We start from the raw sequence: 15,317 nt of genomic DNA, 5'->3' as shown, positions 1-15,317 counted from the left end.
ATTGTCAGCGAACCACCGGGCGACGTTCGCGTTCCGTTCAGGTGGCTGCGGTGTCGTGAGGGACATGCACGCGAGTGAGTCGCTGGCAGTCCGACCAGCGGCCGTCGTCCGCCGTCCCGTCGTCGTGGGCCACCGCGGCGCCCCGACCTACCGTCCCGAGCACACCGCGGCGAGCTACGAGCTGGCCATCGACCTCGGCGCCGACCTCATCGAGCCCGACGTGGTGGTCAGCCGCGACGGCGCGCTGATCGCCCGGCACGAGAGCGAGCTCTCGCACTCCACCGACGTCGCCACCCACCCGGAGTTCGCCGACCGGCGGACCACCCGCGAGGTCGACGGCCGCGAGCGCACCGGCTGGTTCGCCGAGGACTTCACCCTCGCGGAGCTGCGCACCCTGCGCGCCGTCGAGCGCATGCCGGCGCTGCGGCCGCTCAACACCACCTACGACGGGCGCTTCGGCATCCTGACCCTCGCCGAGGTCGTGGAGATCGCCCGCCGGCGCTCGACCGGTGGCCGGCAGATCCGCGTGCTGGCCGAGCTGAAGAAGCCGAGCTGGTTCGAGGCGCACGCCGTGCCGATGACCGACCTGGTCGCCGCCGAGCTGCGGCGCCTCGGGTCGGCCGGTCCGGACGGGACCGTCGTGGTGCAGTCCTTCGACGCCGCGGCGCTGCGCCGGCTGCGCGCGGACCTGGGGCCCGAGGGGCCGACGATGCTGCAACTGGTGGACGACGCCGCCTCCGACGACCGGCTGGTCACCCCCGTGGGGCTGCGCGAGGTCAGCACCTACGCGCAGGGCATCGCCCCGAGCCGGCACCGCATCCTGCTGCGCGACGAGGACCAGGCCCTCACCGGCGTCTCGGACCTCGTCGCGCAGGCGCACCGTGCCGGCCTGCTGGTGGTGCCGTGGACGCTGCGCCCGGAGAACGCCTTTCTGCCGAGGCACCTGCGCCGCGGGGAGGACCCCGCTGCCCCCGGCGACGCGCAGAGCGAGGCCCGCCTGCTGATGGCGCTCGGCGTCGACGGCGTCATCAGCGACGCCCCCGAGATCGCCGTCCGCGCCCGGGCCGAGCTGGAGTCCGCCGCCGCCGTCCCGATCCGCCGGGGTTGACACCCCGGTCGTCCGGGCCACCCCGAGCCCGCCGGCGGGCTCGCGTCCACGAGCCCCGCAGGACACCTTCCCTCGATGCTCGTGCCCTGCCCACCACCGTGGGCAGGGCACGAGCACACCGAGACGCGGGGGAGGGGTCAGCGAACGCCGGGGACGGTCCCGGCCCCTCTGCAGGGTCCCGCCGCGAGCCCGCGAGCGGTGGGGGCGGAGGGGTCCTCAGCCGATGAGGTCGTGGACGACGACGTTCTCGTCGCGGCCCGGGCCGACACCGATCACGCTGATCCGCGCCCCGGAGAGCTCCTCCAGCCGGCGCACGTAGGCCTGCGCGTTGGCCGGGAGCTCGTCGAAGCGGCGGCAGTGCCGGATGTCTTCGAACCAGCCGGGCATCTCCTCGTAGACCGGCTTGGCGTGGTGGAAGTCGGTCTGCGTCATCGGCATCTCGTCGTGCCGGACGCCGTCGACGTCGTAGGCGACGCAGACCGGGACCGTCTCCAGGCCCGACAGGACGTCGAGCTTGGTGAGGAAGTAGTCGGTGATGCCGTTGACCCGGCTGGCGTAGCGCGCGACGACGGCGTCGAACCAGCCGCAGCGGCGGTCGCGGCCGGTGGTGACGCCCACCTCGCCGCCCTGCTTGCGCAGGTACTCGCCGTTGGCGTCGAACAGCTCGGTCGGGAACGGCCCCGAGCCGACCCGGGTCGTGTACGCCTTGAGGATCCCGACCACCCGCTCGATGCGGGTGGGCCCGATGCCCGAGCCGGTGGCCGCGCCGCCCGCGGTCGGGTTGGACGACGTCACGAACGGATAGGTGCCGTGGTCGACGTCGAGCAGGGTGCCCTGCGAGCCCTCCAGCAGGACCCAGTCGCCGGCGTCGAGGGCGTTGCCCAGCAGCAACCGGGTGTCGGCGATGCGGTCCTTGAGCTGCTCGGCGTACCCGGCGTACTCCTCGACGACCTCGTCGACGTCGATCGCCTTGCGGTTGTAGACCTTGACCAGGACCTGGTTCTTCTCCTGGAGCGTGCCCTCGAGCTTCTGCCGGAGGATCGACAGGTCCAGCAGGTCGGCCACCCGGATGCCGGTGCGGGCCACCTTGTCGCCGTAGGCGGGGCCGATGCCGCGGCCGGTCGTGCCGATCCGGCGCTTGCCCAGGAACCGCTCGGTGACCCGGTCCAGGGCGCGGTGGTGCGGCATGATCAGGTGCGCGTCGGCGGAGATGACCAGGCGCGAGGTGTCCACGCCGCGGTCCTCGAGCCCGGCGAGCTCGCCGATGAGCACCTGCGGGTCGACCACGACGCCGTTGCCGATGACCGGCGTGCAGCCCGGCGTGAGGATGCCCGAGGGGATCAGGTGCAGGGCGTACCGCTCCCCGTCCGGGGTGATCACGGTGTGGCCGGCGTTGTTGCCGCCCTGGTAGCGCACCACGAAGGGCACACGGCCCCCGAGCAGGTCGGTGGCCTTCCCCTTGCCCTCGTCGCCCCACTGGGCCCCGATCAGCACGACTGCCGGCATCTCGCTGTCGATCCCCTTCCGCCTCGGCACCGGCGGATGACCGGCTGGCAGGTGGCAGGGTATCCGCATGTCGCTCGTCGAGTTCGACCTGCGCGGCCTGGAGCCGGGGCAGGCGCCCTCCCGTGAGGCGGTCGCCCCGGCCGCCGAGGCCGAGGCGCTGCTGGTCCGCGGCCCGGTGCCCGCGCTCGCGGCCGTGCTGGCGAGGCTGCACAAGGCGGGCCGCACCGCCGAGGTCCCGGTCTCCTGGGAGCCGGCCGACGACACCCCGTCGGTCGGGCTGGCCCGGGCGCTGGGCGTGGGGACGGGCGAGGAGCGGGAGCTGAGCCTGGTCCGCGACGACCACGGCGGGGTGCTGCTGCACCACGGCCGGGTCGAGGCGGCCGGCGACGACCGGCGCGGGATCCTCGGCCGGCGGTTCGGGGCCCAGGCCCACAACGACGCGGTGAAGGTCGCCGACGGCGACATCACCCGGATCGACGTCCGGCCCGACTGGCGGGCCGTGGACACCCTCGGCGTGGTCGTGGTGACGCTGCCGCTGCGGCCGGCCCGGCGCACCACCGGCCGGGCGGTGCAGATCGCCTGCGACCCGGCCCGGGTCATCCGGGACGGCGTCGTCCACCCGCGGCCGGTGAGCCGGTGGACCTGGTACGCCGACGACCGCGTCCGCTGGCGGCTGCGCCCCTGAGGTGCGACCCGGGGGCTGCACCGGTCGTGGACACTGGGACCACCGCCGCCCGGAGGAGGCCCCGCTGCCGACGTCCCGCACCCGACCGTGACCGTCTCCGGCCTGCCCTCCTTCGGGCCCCAGCCGGCCACGCTGGCCCCTGCCCGGGGACGGCGGCTGCTCGGCCGGGCGCTGGCCCGCCCCAGCCTGGCGGCCTTCGTCGGACTGGCCGCCGTCGTGCTGCTCTTCGGCTCGCTGGCCCCCGGACTGCTCAGCAGCGGCGGGCTGGCCAGCGTGCTGGACTCGGCGGCGCTGCTGGGCATCGGCGGGGTCGCGGTCGCGATGCTCCTGATCTCCGGCCACTTCGACCTGTCGATCGGCATGGTGGCCGTGGGCAGCGCGCTGCTGACCGGGCTGCTGGTCGACCAGGCCGGCTGGGGTGCCTGGCCGGCGCTGGCCGCCTCGCTGGCCGCCGCGCTGCTGGTGGGTGTGGTCAACGGCGGGCTGGTCGCGGCCTCCGGGTTGCCCAGCTTCCTGGTGACGCTCGCGACCTTCCTCGTGCTGCAGGGCGTCGCCCTGGCCGGTTCCCGGGCGCTCACCGGTTCGGTGCGCATCGAGGGGCTCGCCGACGCCCCGGGCTGGTCGTCGGCGACGGCGGTGTTCGGCTCCACCGCGCAGCTGGGGGACGGCCGCTTCCGCATCTCGCTGGTGTGGTGGCTGCTGCTCACCGCGTGGGCGACGTGGGTGCTCTGGCGGACCCGCTTCGGCAACGCGGTCTTCGCCGTCGGCGGAGCCCGGCGGGCGGCGCAGGAACTCGGCGTCGCCGACCGGCGGACGACGACCGTCCTGTACTGCTGCACCGCGGCGGCCGGCTGGCTCATCGGCACGCTGAGCCTGGTCCGGCTCGGCGGCGTCCAGGCCACCACGGGACTGGGGACGGCGGTCGACTTCGTCGTCGTCGCGGTCATCGGCGGCTGCCTGCTGACCGGCGGCTACGGCTCCGCGGTGGGCGCCGCCGTGGGGGCTCTGGTGTACGCCGTGGCCGAGCAGGGGGTCACCCTGGCCGGCTGGGACCCGCGCTGGTTCGAGGCGTTCCTCGGCGTGCTGCTGCTCGTGGCGCTGCTGGCCAACAGCGTCGTCCGGGGCCGGTTGCGGGCGGTGCCCCGGTCGTGAGCGAGACGGTCCGTCCCCCGGTGCTCCAGCTGCGCGCGCTGAGCGTGCACCACGGCAGCGTGGCGGCGCTGGCGCGGGTGACCGCCGCCTTCCGGCCCGGCGAGATCACCTGCGTGCTCGGGGAGAACGGGTCGGGCAAGTCGACGCTGGTCTCGGTGCTCTCCGGGCTGGTCCGGCCCGACGAGGGCGAGCTGCTGCTCGACGGCCGGCCGGTGCGGTTCCGCTCGCCCAAGGCCGCCCGTGCGGCCGGCATCGCCACCGTCTGGCAGGACCTCGCGGTCGCGCCGCTGCTCTCGGTGTGGCGGAACTTCTTCCTCGGCGCCGAGCCCACCCGCGGGGCGTGGCCGCTGCGCCGGCTGGACCTGGCCACCGCGCGGGAGACCACCGTGCAGGCGATGGCGCGGGTCGGTGCGCCCGGCATCGACCCGGACCTGCCCGCGGCCGCGCTGCGCGCCGGGGAGCGGCAGAGCCTGGCGATCGCCCGGGCGGTCCACTTCGGCGCGCGCGTGCTGGTGATCGACGAGCCGTCGGCGCCGATGACGATCGGGCAGCACACCCTGATCGGGCAGGCGGTGCTGTCGGCCCGCGCGCAGGGGCTGGCCATCGTGGCGGTGACCAGCAACCCGCGCTACGCGCACCTCATCGGCGACCGCTTCCTGCTGCTGGCGCACGGCCACGTGGCCGGCGACCTGACGCGTGAGGACGTCGACGCCGACGTCCTCACGCGTCTGATGGCCGGGGGCGACGAGCTGAACTCGCTCACCTCACGCCTGCGTCAGCTGCACCCCGAGCTCGACGACCGCTAGTCGACCCCGTCCCGAGGCTCGCCCCGAGCATGCGAGGGGCAGGAGGACGGGGCCTCTCTCAGGTGAAGACGCTCACCCCGCCGGGCCCGATGAGCAGGCCGACGACGATGAGCACGATGCCCCACAGCAACTGCCGCCGCAGGATCGCGACGATGCCGGCGACGACGAGGATCACGGCGAGGATCCAGAGAAGCGTGGCCATGCAGCACCTCCGGTGACGGGCGTCCCTCGTGGACGCCGTCAACAGAGCGTAAGCACGCGCCGGAGAAAGCGCACGTCGAACGATCACTGTGCGTGAAACCGCGCCACCGTCGGGCCGCACCCCCAGCTCTGAGGGGGCGGGGCCGCGGAACCCGGGCGCGGGCGGGTCGACCAACCCTCCAGCGGCCGGTCGTCGACCGGCTGGCCCGAGACCTCGAGGAGTCTCGATGCACACCCGCCTCCGCACCGCCCGCCCGGAGCACCGGGCCGGGCGGCGGCGCGGCTCGGCAGCACGGCGGACGCCGGCGCCTAGGGTCTGCTCCTCGTGGGCCGACTGGTCGAGGCGGTGTTCCCGGCCCGGATGGGTCGCTCGTTCCGGTGGTTGGTCGCCTCGTCCTGGACCAGCAACCTGGGGGACGGCATCGGCCTGGCGGCGGGGCCGCTGCTGGTGGCCTCCGCGACCCGCGACCCCGTCCTCGTCGCCCTCGCCGCCCTCCTGCAGTCGCTGCCGTGGCTGCTGTTCGGGCTCCACGCCGGCGCCTTGGCCGACCGAGTGGACCGGCGGCGCCTGGTGGTCGCCGTCGACCTGGCGCGCGCCGCGGTCCTCGCCGTCCTCACGGTCACCCTGGTCACCGGCACGGTGAACGTCCCGGTCGTGCTCACCGCGATGTTCCTGCACGGGACGGCGGAGGTGTTCGCCGACACCACCGCCGGCACGCTGCTGCCGATGGTCGTGGCGCAGGCCGACCTGGGCATCGGCAACGCCCGGCTGTCCGCCGGCGCGCTGACGGCCAATCAGCTGGTCGGCCCTGCCGTCGGCGCGGCCCTGTTCGCGGCCGGGGCGGCCTGGCCCTTCGCCACCCAGGCGGCGTGCGTCGCGCTCGGCGCGGTGCTGGTCGCTCGCCTGCGGTTGCCGCCGGTCGAGCGACCGGGCGCCCGCCCGCACCTGCGCCGGGACGTCGTCGAGGGGCTGCGCTGGACGTGGCAGAACGCCGCCGTCCGCACGCTGACCCTCACGATCGTCGGCTTCAACGTCACATGGGGTGCGGCGTGGTCGGTCCTGGTGCTCTACGCGGCCGAGCGCCTGGACCTGGGGCCCGTCGGGTTCGGGCTGCTCACCACCGTGTTCGCCCTCGGCGGGCTGGCTGGGACGGCGTCCTACGACTGGCTCGAGCGGCACGCCAGCCTCGCGGCGATCATGCGGGTGGGGCTGCTGCTGGAGACCCTCACGCACCTGGCACTCGCCGTCACCACGACCGCCTGGGTGGCGATGGCGATCCTCTTCGTCTTCGGCGCGCACGCGTTCGTCTGGGGGACGACCTCGCGCACCGTCCGCATGCGCGCGGTGCCGACCGAGCTGCAGGGCCGCGTCGGCAGCCTGTACTCGATCGGCCTGTTCGGCGGGCTGGTGGTGGGCCAGGCGCTCGGCGGCGTCCTCGCCCGCGCCTGGGGCGTCACGGGCCCCTTCTGGTTCGCCTTCGTCGGCTCCGCGGTCGTCCTGGCGCTGATCTGGCGGGAGCTGGCGCACATCGCGCACGCCGACGAGGCCGTCCGGGACGCCGCCTGACCCCTCAGGCAGCGGGGAGCAGCCGCTGCAGCAGGTCGACGTGCCAGTCGACCTGGACCCGCCGGCCGGCGTGCCCACCGGGTCGCACCAGGTCGAAGCGGGTGAGGACGGCACCGGCGTCGGCCCACAGCAGCGCGAGGTGGCCGGGCGCCGGGCGGGTCTCGTCGGGCCGGTCGTCGAGGTGGAGTTGCAGCTGCCGGCTCGGCGCCTGCCGGTAGAAGGCGCGCAGGCCGTCGGTGGCCGCCGCGGGCAGCTCCCCGTCGTCGGACCGCCAGACCCGGACCACGTCGGTGGGGGTGCGCAGGATGAGCCCGCTCATCGGCAGGCCGAGGTTGTCGGTGCTGGTGTCGACGAACTCCAGCTGCCGGGTCAGCAGGGGGTCGGAGGGCTCGTCGTCCTCGGGCCGGGCACCCCAGGGCTTGAGCCGCTCCATCGCCTCGCGCCGGACCAGCTGGTGGTCGAGGTGGCGGTCGGCCGACGGGTTCCAGCCACGCTCGGCGTGGATCGCCGCGCTGACCCGGACGCCTGCGGACAGCGCCTGGTGCACGGCCAGCAGCAGCGGCCGCAGCCGGTCGACGACGGCGCGGGGCGAGTGGTCCGGGGTCATGCCGTCGTCCTACCGGACGACGCCGGGGTCCCGTGCCCGCCCCGCGGGAGCCGGGGGGCGTCCTCCGCGCGGCGGACGGCGGGACGGCGGATGAGAGGCTGCGGAGGTGACCACCCTCGGCTCGCTGAGTGCGGTCACCGTGGTCCTCCTGGTCCTCGCCGCGTTCGCCGCCGGCTGGATCGACGCGGTGGTCGGCGGCGGAGGACTCATCCAGCTGCCCGCGCTGCTGCTGGTGCCCGGGCTGGAGACGGTCCAGGCGCTGGCCACCAACAAGATCTCCAGCGCGATGGGCACCGCGACGAGTGCGGCCACCTACTACCGGCGGGTCCGGCCGGGGCTGGCGACGGCGTTGCCCATGGCCGCGGTGGCGGCGATCGGCTCCGCCGCGGGTGCGCTGTCGGCAGCGGCGGTGCCCGACGGCGTGCTCGAGCCGATCGTGCTGCTCGCCCTCGTGGTCGTGGCCGTCTACACCCTGCTGCGGCCGAGCGTCGGCGACGTCACCGCGCTGCGGTTCAGCGGTCACCGGCACACGGTGGTCGCGGGCCTGGTGGGGGCGGTGATCGGGTTCTACGACGGCATCGCCGGCCCCGGCACCGGCGCGTTCCTCGTCTTCGCCCTGGTGGGGCTGCTCGGCTTCGCGTTCCTCGAGGCCAGCGCCACCGCCAAGATCGTCAACCTGGCCACCAACGTCGGCGCGCTCGTCGTCTTCGCGATCGACGGGTCGGTGCTGTGGGCGCTGGGCCTGGTCATGGGCGTGGCCAACCTCGCCGGCGGCTACCTCGGGGCCAGGACGGCCGTCGGCGCGGGCAGCGGCTTCGTCCGGGTCGTGTTCCTCGCCGTCGTCGGGGTCCTCATCGTCCGGCTGGGCTGGCAGCTGCTGCAGGGCTGAGTCCGCCCCGGAGGGGCGGAGACTCCCGTCTCCGCCCCTCCGGGCCCCCGGGCTCAGGGCGCGAGGTTCGGGTCGCTGTCGCGCAACAGCTCGGTCAGCCGCTCCTGCTCCGCGGTCTCGCCGATGGCCTCCGCGGCCCGGGCCAGCGCCGTCACGCAGCGCAGGAAGCCCCGGTTGGGCTCGTGCGACCACGGCACCGGGCCGTGCCCCTTCCAGCCGTTGCGGCGCAGCGCGTCCAGCCCGCGGTGGTAACCGGTGCGGGCGTAGGCGTACGCCTCGATCGTGTCCCGCAACTCGCGCTCCGGGCGGTCGAGCGCCTCCTCGGCCAGCGCCGCCCACGCCGCGCTCACCGTCGGGTGCCGGGACGCGACCTCGGCCGCCGGGGTGCCCTCGGCCAGCTCGGCGTCGGCCTCCGGGTTCGCCGGCAGCAGCGTCGCCGGGGGCTCGCCCAGCAGGTTGACGTGCGGGTGCACCATCAGGCGCCCTGCGACTGGCCGGCCGACAGCAGGTCCTCGCACGCCTCGACGACGCGCGCGGCCATGTTGGTCTCCGCCAGCTTCATGTAGGTGCGCGGGTCGTAGGCCTTCTTGTTGCCGACCTCGCCGTCGACCTTCAGGACGCCGTCGTAGTTGGTGAACACGTGCCCTGCGATGGGGCGGGTGAAGGCGTACTGGGTGTCGGTGTCGACGTTCATCTTCACCACGCCGTAGGACAGCGCCTCGCGGATCTCCGACTGCAGCGAGCCCGAGCCGCCGTGGAAGACGAAGTTGAAGGGCTTGGCGCCGTCGCCGAGGCCGAACTCCTGGGCCACGACGTCCTGGCCCTGCTTGAGGATCTCCGGGCGGAGCTTGACGTTGCCCGGCTTGTAGACGCCGTGCACGTTGCCGAAGGTGGCCGCGAGCAGGTAGACGCCGCGCTCGCCGAGGCCGAGCGCCTTGGCGGTGGCGACGAAGTCGCCGGGGGCGGTGTAGAGCTTCTCGTTGATGTCGTGCGCGACGCCGTCCTCCTCGCCGCCGACGACGCCGATCTCCAGCTCGAGCACGATCTTGGCCGCGGCGGCCTTGTCGATCAGCTCCTCGGCGATGTGCAGGTTCTCGTGCAGGTCGATGGCCGAGCCGTCCCACATGTGCGACTGGAACAGCGGCGCCTGGCCGGCGTCCACCCGGTCCTTCGACAGCGCGATGAGCGGCCGTACGTAGGCGTCGAGCTTGTCCTTGGGGCAGTGGTCGGTGTGCAGCGCGACGTTGACCGGGTACTTCTCGGCCACGACGTGCGCGAACTCGGCCATGGCGACCGCACCGGTGACCATGTCCTTCACCCGCGTGCCGGAGGCGAACTCCGCGCCGCCGGTCGAGAACTGGATGATGCCGTCGCTCCCGGCGTCGGCGAAGCCGCGCAGGGCCGCGTTGACCGTTTCCGAGGAGGTGCAGTTGATCGCCGGATAGGCGAAGCCGCCCTCCTTGGCCCGGCGGATCATGTCGGCGTAGACCTCTGGGGTCGCGATGGGCATGCGAGGCACTCCTCTGCGTCGGGGACGGCGCTTGCTCGGCGGCCAGTATCCCGCCGCCGCTGCGCGCGGCGACACCCGCTACTCGTCCGCGGCGGGCTCCACGCGCAGGCCGAGCGCGGTCACCAGCGTGACCGCGCCGACGACGTCGACCCGCGCACCGGTCAGCTCCACCCGCCGGGGGTCGACCGCGGACAGGTCGCTGCCGCGCAGGTCCGCGCCGGAGAGGTCGGCGCCGTCGAGGTCGGCGGCGGAGAGGTCCAGGTGCGTCAGCGTCGCCCCGGCGGCGCGCAGCCCGGTCAGGTCGGCCTCCCGCATGCGGGCGCCGGTGAGGCCGGCGCGGCGGAGGTCCGCCTCCGGCAGGGCGACGAACGACCAGTCGCCGCCGGTCACGGTGAGCAGGTCGAAGGTGCACCGCTCGAACCGCGAGCCGACGAGCTTGCAGTCGGTGAGGGTGGCGTCGAAGAACGAGCAGCCGGTGAACGTGCAGTTCACGAACGCCGCGTCGGTGAGGTCGGCGACGTTGAACCGGCAGTCGCGGAACACGCAGTCGGTGAAGGCCGCCCCCTCGCCGGTGGTCTCGGACAGGTCGACGTCGCTCAAGACCACGCCGGTGTGCACCCGGCCGGAGAGGTCCTCGCCGTACCAGTCGGCGCCCCGGACCTCCTCGGCGGTCGTCACCCCCGCTCCGACCGGCTGGCCACGCGGGCGGCGACGAGCACGGGGTCGTGGACCGGGGAGAACGGCGGCGCGTAGGCCAGGTCGGAGCCGGCGAACTCCTCCGCCGTCAGGCCCGCCCAGATGGCCGTGGCCAGGACGTCGATCCGCTTGCCGCTGCCGGGCCCGCCGACGACCTGGGCGCCGAGCAGCCGGCCCGGGTCGCGGTCGCTGACCAGCTTGACCGCGATCGGCTCCGCCCCCGGGTAGTAGCCGGCGCGGGTGGTGCTCTCGATCGTCTCGGTGCGGACGTCGTAGCCGGCCTGCTCGGCCTGGGTCGTGCACAGGCCGGTGCGGCCGATCTCCAGGTCGCCGATCGTCGTCAGCGCGGTGCCGAGGACGCCGGCGAACCGGGCCGGCCGGCCGCCGATCACCGAGCCCGCGACCCGGCCCTGCTTGTTGGCGTGCGTGCCGAGCGCGACGTGCACCGGGTCGCCGGTGAGCCGCGAGAAGGTCTGCGCACAGTCGCCCGCGGCGAACACCTCCGGGTGCGAGCGGGAGCGCTGCGTGCGGTCGACGTCGATCGCCCCCGTCGGGCCCAGCCGCAGGCCGGCGTCCCGGGCCAGCTCCACCTCCGGGCCCATGCCCAGGCCGAGGACGACGAGGTCGCAGGGGTAGCTGCCGGCGTCGGTGCGCACCGCCCGGACCACCCCGTCGGCGTCGGTCTCGATCTCGCGCACCGGCTGGTTCGGCTGGACGTCGATGCCCATGTCGCCCATGGCCTTGCAGACCCGCTCCCCCATGTCGGCGTCCAGCAGCGCCATCGGCAGGGGGTCGGCGAGGACGACGGTGACCGCGAGGCCGCGGGCGGAGAGGACGTCGGCCATCTCCAGGCCGATGTAGCCGCCGCCGAGCACCACCGCACGGCGGGCCCCTGCGGCGACCGCGGCCCGGATGGCGGCGCCGTCGGCCAGCCGGTGCACGCCGTGCACCCCGTCGGCGTCCAGCCCGGGGACCCCCGGCCGCAGCGGCCGGCCGCCGGTGGCGACGACCAGCGCGTCGTAGCCCAGCGTCTCGCCGGTGCCGGTGCGCACGGTGCCGGCATCGAGGTCGATCGCCGCGGCCCTCGTGCCGGTGCGCACCTCGATGTCGTGCGCGGCGAACTCGTGCGGCGTGCGCGCGATCAGCCGGTCCCGGTCCGGCACCACGTCGCCCACCCAGTAGGGGATGCCGCAGGCGGAGTAGGAGACCTCCGCGCCCTGCTCGAGGACGGTGATCGCGAGGTCGGTGGGGCTGCGCAGCCGCCGGGCCTGCGCGGCCGCGGACATCCCCGCGGCGTCCCCGCCGACGACGAGCAGCCGTTCTGTGCTCATGGGGTCAGCGTGTCACCCGGGGCGCTCAGCGGCGTCGCAGCACCTTGCCGGGGTTGAGCAGCCCGGCCGGGTCGAGGGCGTCCTTGATCGACCGGTGCACCTCCAGCGACACCGGGCCGACCTCCCGCTCCAGCCAGTCGACCTTGAGCGAGCCCACGCCGTGCTCCCCGGTGATCGTGCCGCCGAGGGACAGGCCCAGCTCCAGGATGTCGTCGAACGCGGCGAACGCCCGGTCGCGCTGGGCGGTGTCTGCCGGGTCGAAGCAGATCGTCGGGTGCATGTTGCCGTCACCGGCGTGCCCGACGACGCCGACGGTCAGCCCGCGCTCGCCCGCGATCGTGTCGCAGCCGTCGATGAACGCGGCGACCCGCGAGCGCGGCACGGCGACGTCGTCGATGAGCGTGGTGCCCAGCCGCTCCAGGGCCGGGAGCGCCATGCGGCGGGCGGCCAGCAGCAGGTCGCCCTCGGCGGGGTCGTCAGTGGTGTGCACGAAGTCGGCCCCGGCGTCGCGGCACAGCTGCGCGAGCGCCTCGATCTCCCGGACGGCGGCCTCCCCGCCGGTGTCGGACTGGGCGACCAGCAGTGCGTGCGCGTCGCGGTCGAGGTCGGCGCGCAGCAGGTCGTCGACGGCGCAGATGCAGGTGTTGTCCATGACCTCCAGCAGGCTGGGCACCAGGCCGCTGGTGACCACCCGCTCGACGACCTGCCCGGTCCGGGCGGTGGTGGCGAAGGTGGCGGCCAGGGTGACCGGCTGCTGCGGGGCCGGGCGCAGCGCGAGCGTGGCCTCGGTGATGACGCCGAGGGTGCCCTCCGAGCCGACGAACAGCCGGGCCAGGTCGTAGCCTGCGACGCCCTTGACGGTGCGCCGCCCGGTGCGCAGCACCCGCCCGTCGGCGAGGACGACCTCCAGGCCGAGCACGTAGTCGGTGGTGACGCCGTACTTGACGCAGCACAGCCCGCCGGAGTTCGTGGAGAGGTTGCCGCCGATGGTGCACCAGTCGTAGCTGGAGGGGTCCGGCGGGTAGAAGAGCCCGGAGCCGGCCACCGCGTCGCGCAGCTGCTTGTTCACCACCCCGGGCTGGACGACGGCCAGCCGGTCGCCCGGGGACACCTCCAGCACGGCGTCCATGCGGGTCGTCACCAGCGTGATCGCGCCGTCGACGGCGTTGCCGGCCCCGGCCAGGCCCGACCCGGCGCCGCGCGGGACGACCGGGACGCCGTGCCGCGAGGCCACCTGCATGACCGCGGCCACCTCGGCGGTGCTGCGGGGGAAGACGACCGCCGCGGGCGTCCCGGACTCGGCGAGCATGGCCTGGTCGCGGGCGTAGGAGGCGGTGACGTCGGGGTCGGTCAGGACGCTGTCGGAGCCCAGCGCGTCGGCCAGCTCGGCCACCCACGCCGTCGTCACCGTGGTCATCGCCACACCGTACGGCCCCGCCGCCCGCCCACCGCCGGCCGAGGCCGGAGCCCCGTCACCGCAGGCCGAGGTCCGCGAGGGTGAAGGCGGCGCGGTACTCCAGGCCGGCCTCCTCGACCGCGGCCCGCCCGCCCCGGTCGACGATCACGGCGACCGCGATCGGCTCCGCCCCGGCCTCCCGGAGCGCCTCGACCGCGGTCAGCGGGCTGGAGCCGGTGGTGGAGACGTCCTCCACGACCAGGACGGCGCGGCCCTCGACGTCCGGCCCCTCGATCCGCCGCTGCAGCCCATGCGCCTTGCCCGCCTTGCGGACGACGAACGCGTCGAGGAAGCCCTCGCCGGCGGCCGCCGCGTGCAGCATGGCGGTCGCGACCGGGTCCGCGCCGAGGGTGAGCCCTCCGACGGCGTCGTAGCGCAGGTCGCCGGTGAGCTGGCGCATCACCCGCCCGACCAGCGGGGCGCCCTCGTGGTGGAGGGTCAGCCGGCGCATGTCGATGTACCAGTCGGCCTCGCGCCCCGAGGAGAGGGTGACCCGCCCGTGCACCACGGCGAGTTCGACGATGAGCTCGAGCAGCCGGTCGCGGTCGGGCGTGGTGGCCCCGCCCCAGGGGCCCGCCCCGAGGGACGAGGGGTGGGGAGGGACGGGGTCCTTTCTCATGCGCCCGACCCTACTGAGGGACCACGATGGGACATGGCGCTCTCCCGGACGCGACTCGCCGCCGCTGCCGGCCCGCTGGCCGCCGCCGTGCTGGGCGGGCTGGCCACCGACCCCGGCAGCCGGTGGTTCCGCCGCCTGGACAAGCCGTCCTGGTACCCACCGCCGCAGACCTTCGGCATCGTGTGGACCGCCCTCTACGCCGCGATGGCCTGGGCCGCCGGCGAGGTGCTCACCTCCGCCGGGGAGGGACGCCGTCCCTTCGCCCGCGCGTACGCGCTGAACCTGGTCCTCAACGCGGGGTGGACGCCGCTGTTCTTCCGGGCGCACCGGCCGTGGGCCGCCGCAGCGGAGTGCGCCGTCCTCACCGCCTCCACCGCGGACCTGGTCCGTCGCGCGGCCGCGGTCAGCGGCCCGGCCGCGACCGCCCTCGCGCCCTACGCGGCGTGGACGGCGTTCGCGACCGCGTTGAACACCGCCGTCGCCCGACGCAACTGACGGCGGGCGGTCCGCGGCTCAGTCGGCCGGGGCGAGCACCTCGTCGACCAGGTAGACGGTCGCGTTCGCCGTCTGGAGGTTGCCGCACAGGACCGTGGCGTCCTCGGCGCCGACGAGCGTCTGGTCGGCGGAGACGGTGAAGAGCTCGCCCGAGCCCTCCACCGTCACCTCGTCACCGGCCAGCGTCGCGTGCGTGCCGGCGAGCTCCTCCGGACCGAGCCGGCCCGCGATGACGTGGTGGGTGAGGACGGCGGTCAGTCGGGCGGTGTCGCTCTGCAGCGCGGCGATCTCCTCCGGCGGCACCGCCTCGAACGCCTCGTTCAGCGGGGCCAGCACGGTGATGTCCTCCGTCGTGTTGAGCGAGTCGACCAGCATGGCGGTCTGCACGGAGGTGGTCAGGTGCGTCAGCAGCGGGTTGTTGCCGGCCGCGGTGGCCAGCGGGTCGTCGGCCATGCCGGCGACGCTGCTCTCCCCCTCGGCGGGAAGCGCCGCACAGGCCGCACCGATGGGCCCGGTCACCGGCGCCGCCGTGGTGGTCGCCACCGGGGCGGGGGGCCGCTCCGCGGCGGGGTCGTCGGCCGGAGCGGAGTCGCCCGAGCCGCAGGCGCCCAGCGGGACCGCCAGGGCCGCGACGGCGGCGAGCAGGGCGCGGCGGGAGGGGGTGCGCTTCACGGGGATGGAGCTCCTTC

17 protein-coding genes are annotated in these 15,317 nt (G+C 74.9%); 7 read left to right on the top strand and 10 right to left on the bottom strand.

Annotation, left to right across the window (positions count from 1 at the left end):
- Nucleotides 1-64: 64 nt before the first annotated feature.
- Nucleotides 65-1,108 carry a glycerophosphodiester phosphodiesterase family protein gene (locus tag ACI782_RS23100; protein WP_456912449.1) on the top strand — a complete coding sequence of 348 codons (1,044 nt, stop codon included), beginning with the start codon at nt 65-67 and terminating at the stop codon, nt 1,106-1,108.
- A gap of 216 nt (nt 1,109-1,324) precedes the next feature.
- Here ACI782_RS23100 and ACI782_RS23095 read toward each other — a convergent pair whose 3' ends face one another.
- Nucleotides 1,325-2,614 (bottom strand): adenylosuccinate synthase, encoded by a 1,290-nt coding sequence (locus ACI782_RS23095; RefSeq protein WP_456912448.1) that lies wholly within the window; start codon nt 2,612-2,614, stop codon nt 1,325-1,327.
- A gap of 67 nt (nt 2,615-2,681) precedes the next feature.
- On the opposite strand from ACI782_RS23095, the gene ACI782_RS23090 reads away from it, so the two are divergent.
- The 3 genes from ACI782_RS23090 to ACI782_RS23080 all read left to right on the top strand — a co-directional run bounded on the left by ACI782_RS23090 (nt 2,682) and on the right by ACI782_RS23080 (nt 5,257).
- Entirely contained in the window at nt 2,682-3,299 is a 618-nt protein-coding gene (locus ACI782_RS23090; RefSeq protein WP_456912447.1) for a hypothetical protein, read from the top strand.
- Between the two features lie 87 nt (nt 3,300-3,386).
- The gene (locus ACI782_RS23085) at nt 3,387-4,451 is read left to right on the top strand and encodes an ABC transporter permease (RefSeq protein ID WP_456912446.1); all 1,065 of its coding nucleotides are present in this window, start codon (nt 3,387-3,389) and stop codon (nt 4,449-4,451) included.
- On the top strand, nt 4,448-5,257 hold the full coding sequence (locus tag ACI782_RS23080) for an ATP-binding cassette domain-containing protein (RefSeq protein WP_456912445.1): 810 nt from the start codon (nt 4,448-4,450) through the stop codon (nt 5,255-5,257). The genes ACI782_RS23085 and ACI782_RS23080 overlap by 4 nt, the downstream gene beginning before the upstream one ends.
- Before the next feature lie 58 nt (nt 5,258-5,315).
- On the opposite strand, the gene ACI782_RS23075 is transcribed toward ACI782_RS23080, so the two are convergent.
- Nucleotides 5,316-5,459, bottom strand: a complete 144-nt coding sequence (locus ACI782_RS23075) for a GPGG-motif small membrane protein (protein ID WP_456912444.1) — start codon at nt 5,457-5,459, stop codon at nt 5,316-5,318.
- A 324-nt stretch (nt 5,460-5,783) separates the two neighbouring features.
- Between ACI782_RS23075 and ACI782_RS23070 the strand changes: the two genes are divergently transcribed.
- Nucleotides 5,784-7,025, top strand: coding sequence for an MFS transporter (locus ACI782_RS23070; protein WP_456912443.1), 1,242 nt, complete (start codon nt 5,784-5,786; stop codon nt 7,023-7,025).
- A 4-nt stretch (nt 7,026-7,029) separates the two neighbouring features.
- Here ACI782_RS23070 and ACI782_RS23065 read toward each other — a convergent pair whose 3' ends face one another.
- A complete protein-coding gene (locus ACI782_RS23065; protein WP_456912442.1) occupies nt 7,030-7,632 on the bottom strand; it encodes a hypothetical protein in 603 nt (200 codons plus the stop codon).
- Nucleotides 7,633-7,738: 106 nt separating this feature from the next.
- Here ACI782_RS23065 and ACI782_RS23060 point away from each other — a divergent pair, with 106 nt between their 5' ends.
- The gene (locus tag ACI782_RS23060; protein WP_456912441.1) at nt 7,739-8,521 is read left to right on the top strand and encodes a TSUP family transporter; all 783 of its coding nucleotides are present in this window, start codon (nt 7,739-7,741) and stop codon (nt 8,519-8,521) included.
- Between the two features lie 53 nt (nt 8,522-8,574).
- Here ACI782_RS23060 and ACI782_RS23055 read toward each other — a convergent pair whose 3' ends face one another.
- The 6 genes from ACI782_RS23055 to pyrE form a co-directional block, all read right to left on the bottom strand.
- On the bottom strand, nt 8,575-8,997 hold the full coding sequence (locus ACI782_RS23055; protein ID WP_456912440.1) for a DUF3151 domain-containing protein: 423 nt from the start codon (nt 8,995-8,997) through the stop codon (nt 8,575-8,577).
- On the bottom strand, nt 8,997-10,031 hold the full coding sequence (fbaA, locus tag ACI782_RS23050) for a class II fructose-bisphosphate aldolase (RefSeq protein ID WP_456912439.1): 1,035 nt from the start codon (nt 10,029-10,031) through the stop codon (nt 8,997-8,999). Before fbaA ends, ACI782_RS23055 begins: the two co-directional genes overlap by 1 nt.
- Before the next feature lie 78 nt (nt 10,032-10,109).
- A complete protein-coding gene (locus ACI782_RS23045; RefSeq protein WP_456912438.1) occupies nt 10,110-10,709 on the bottom strand; it encodes a pentapeptide repeat-containing protein in 600 nt (199 codons plus the stop codon).
- Entirely contained in the window at nt 10,706-12,058 is a 1,353-nt protein-coding gene (locus ACI782_RS23040) for an FAD-dependent oxidoreductase (protein ID WP_456912437.1), read from the bottom strand. The genes ACI782_RS23045 and ACI782_RS23040 overlap by 4 nt, the downstream gene beginning before the upstream one ends.
- Nucleotides 12,059-12,083: 25 nt before the next feature.
- Nucleotides 12,084-13,475 (bottom strand): FAD-binding oxidoreductase, encoded by a 1,392-nt coding sequence (locus tag ACI782_RS23035; RefSeq protein WP_456912436.1) that lies wholly within the window; start codon nt 13,473-13,475, stop codon nt 12,084-12,086.
- A 55-nt stretch (nt 13,476-13,530) separates the two neighbouring features.
- Nucleotides 13,531-14,133, bottom strand: a complete 603-nt coding sequence (gene pyrE, locus ACI782_RS23030; protein WP_456912435.1) for an orotate phosphoribosyltransferase — start codon at nt 14,131-14,133, stop codon at nt 13,531-13,533.
- Nucleotides 14,134-14,166: 33 nt separating this feature from the next.
- Here pyrE and ACI782_RS23025 point away from each other — a divergent pair, with 33 nt between their 5' ends.
- The gene (locus ACI782_RS23025; RefSeq protein ID WP_456912434.1) at nt 14,167-14,628 is read left to right on the top strand and encodes a TspO/MBR family protein; all 462 of its coding nucleotides are present in this window, start codon (nt 14,167-14,169) and stop codon (nt 14,626-14,628) included.
- Between the two features lie 18 nt (nt 14,629-14,646).
- Here the strand turns inward: ACI782_RS23025 and ACI782_RS23020 are convergent, their stop codons facing one another.
- Nucleotides 14,647-15,300, bottom strand: a complete 654-nt coding sequence (locus ACI782_RS23020; RefSeq protein ID WP_456912433.1) for a fasciclin domain-containing protein — start codon at nt 15,298-15,300, stop codon at nt 14,647-14,649.
- Between the last annotated feature and the right edge of the window lie 17 nt (nt 15,301-15,317).

The organism is Geodermatophilus sp. SYSU D00703 (genome assembly GCF_054050155.1).
The sequence above is the reverse complement of the archived record's forward strand: the minus strand, read 5'-3'. Positions and strand labels throughout refer to the sequence as shown.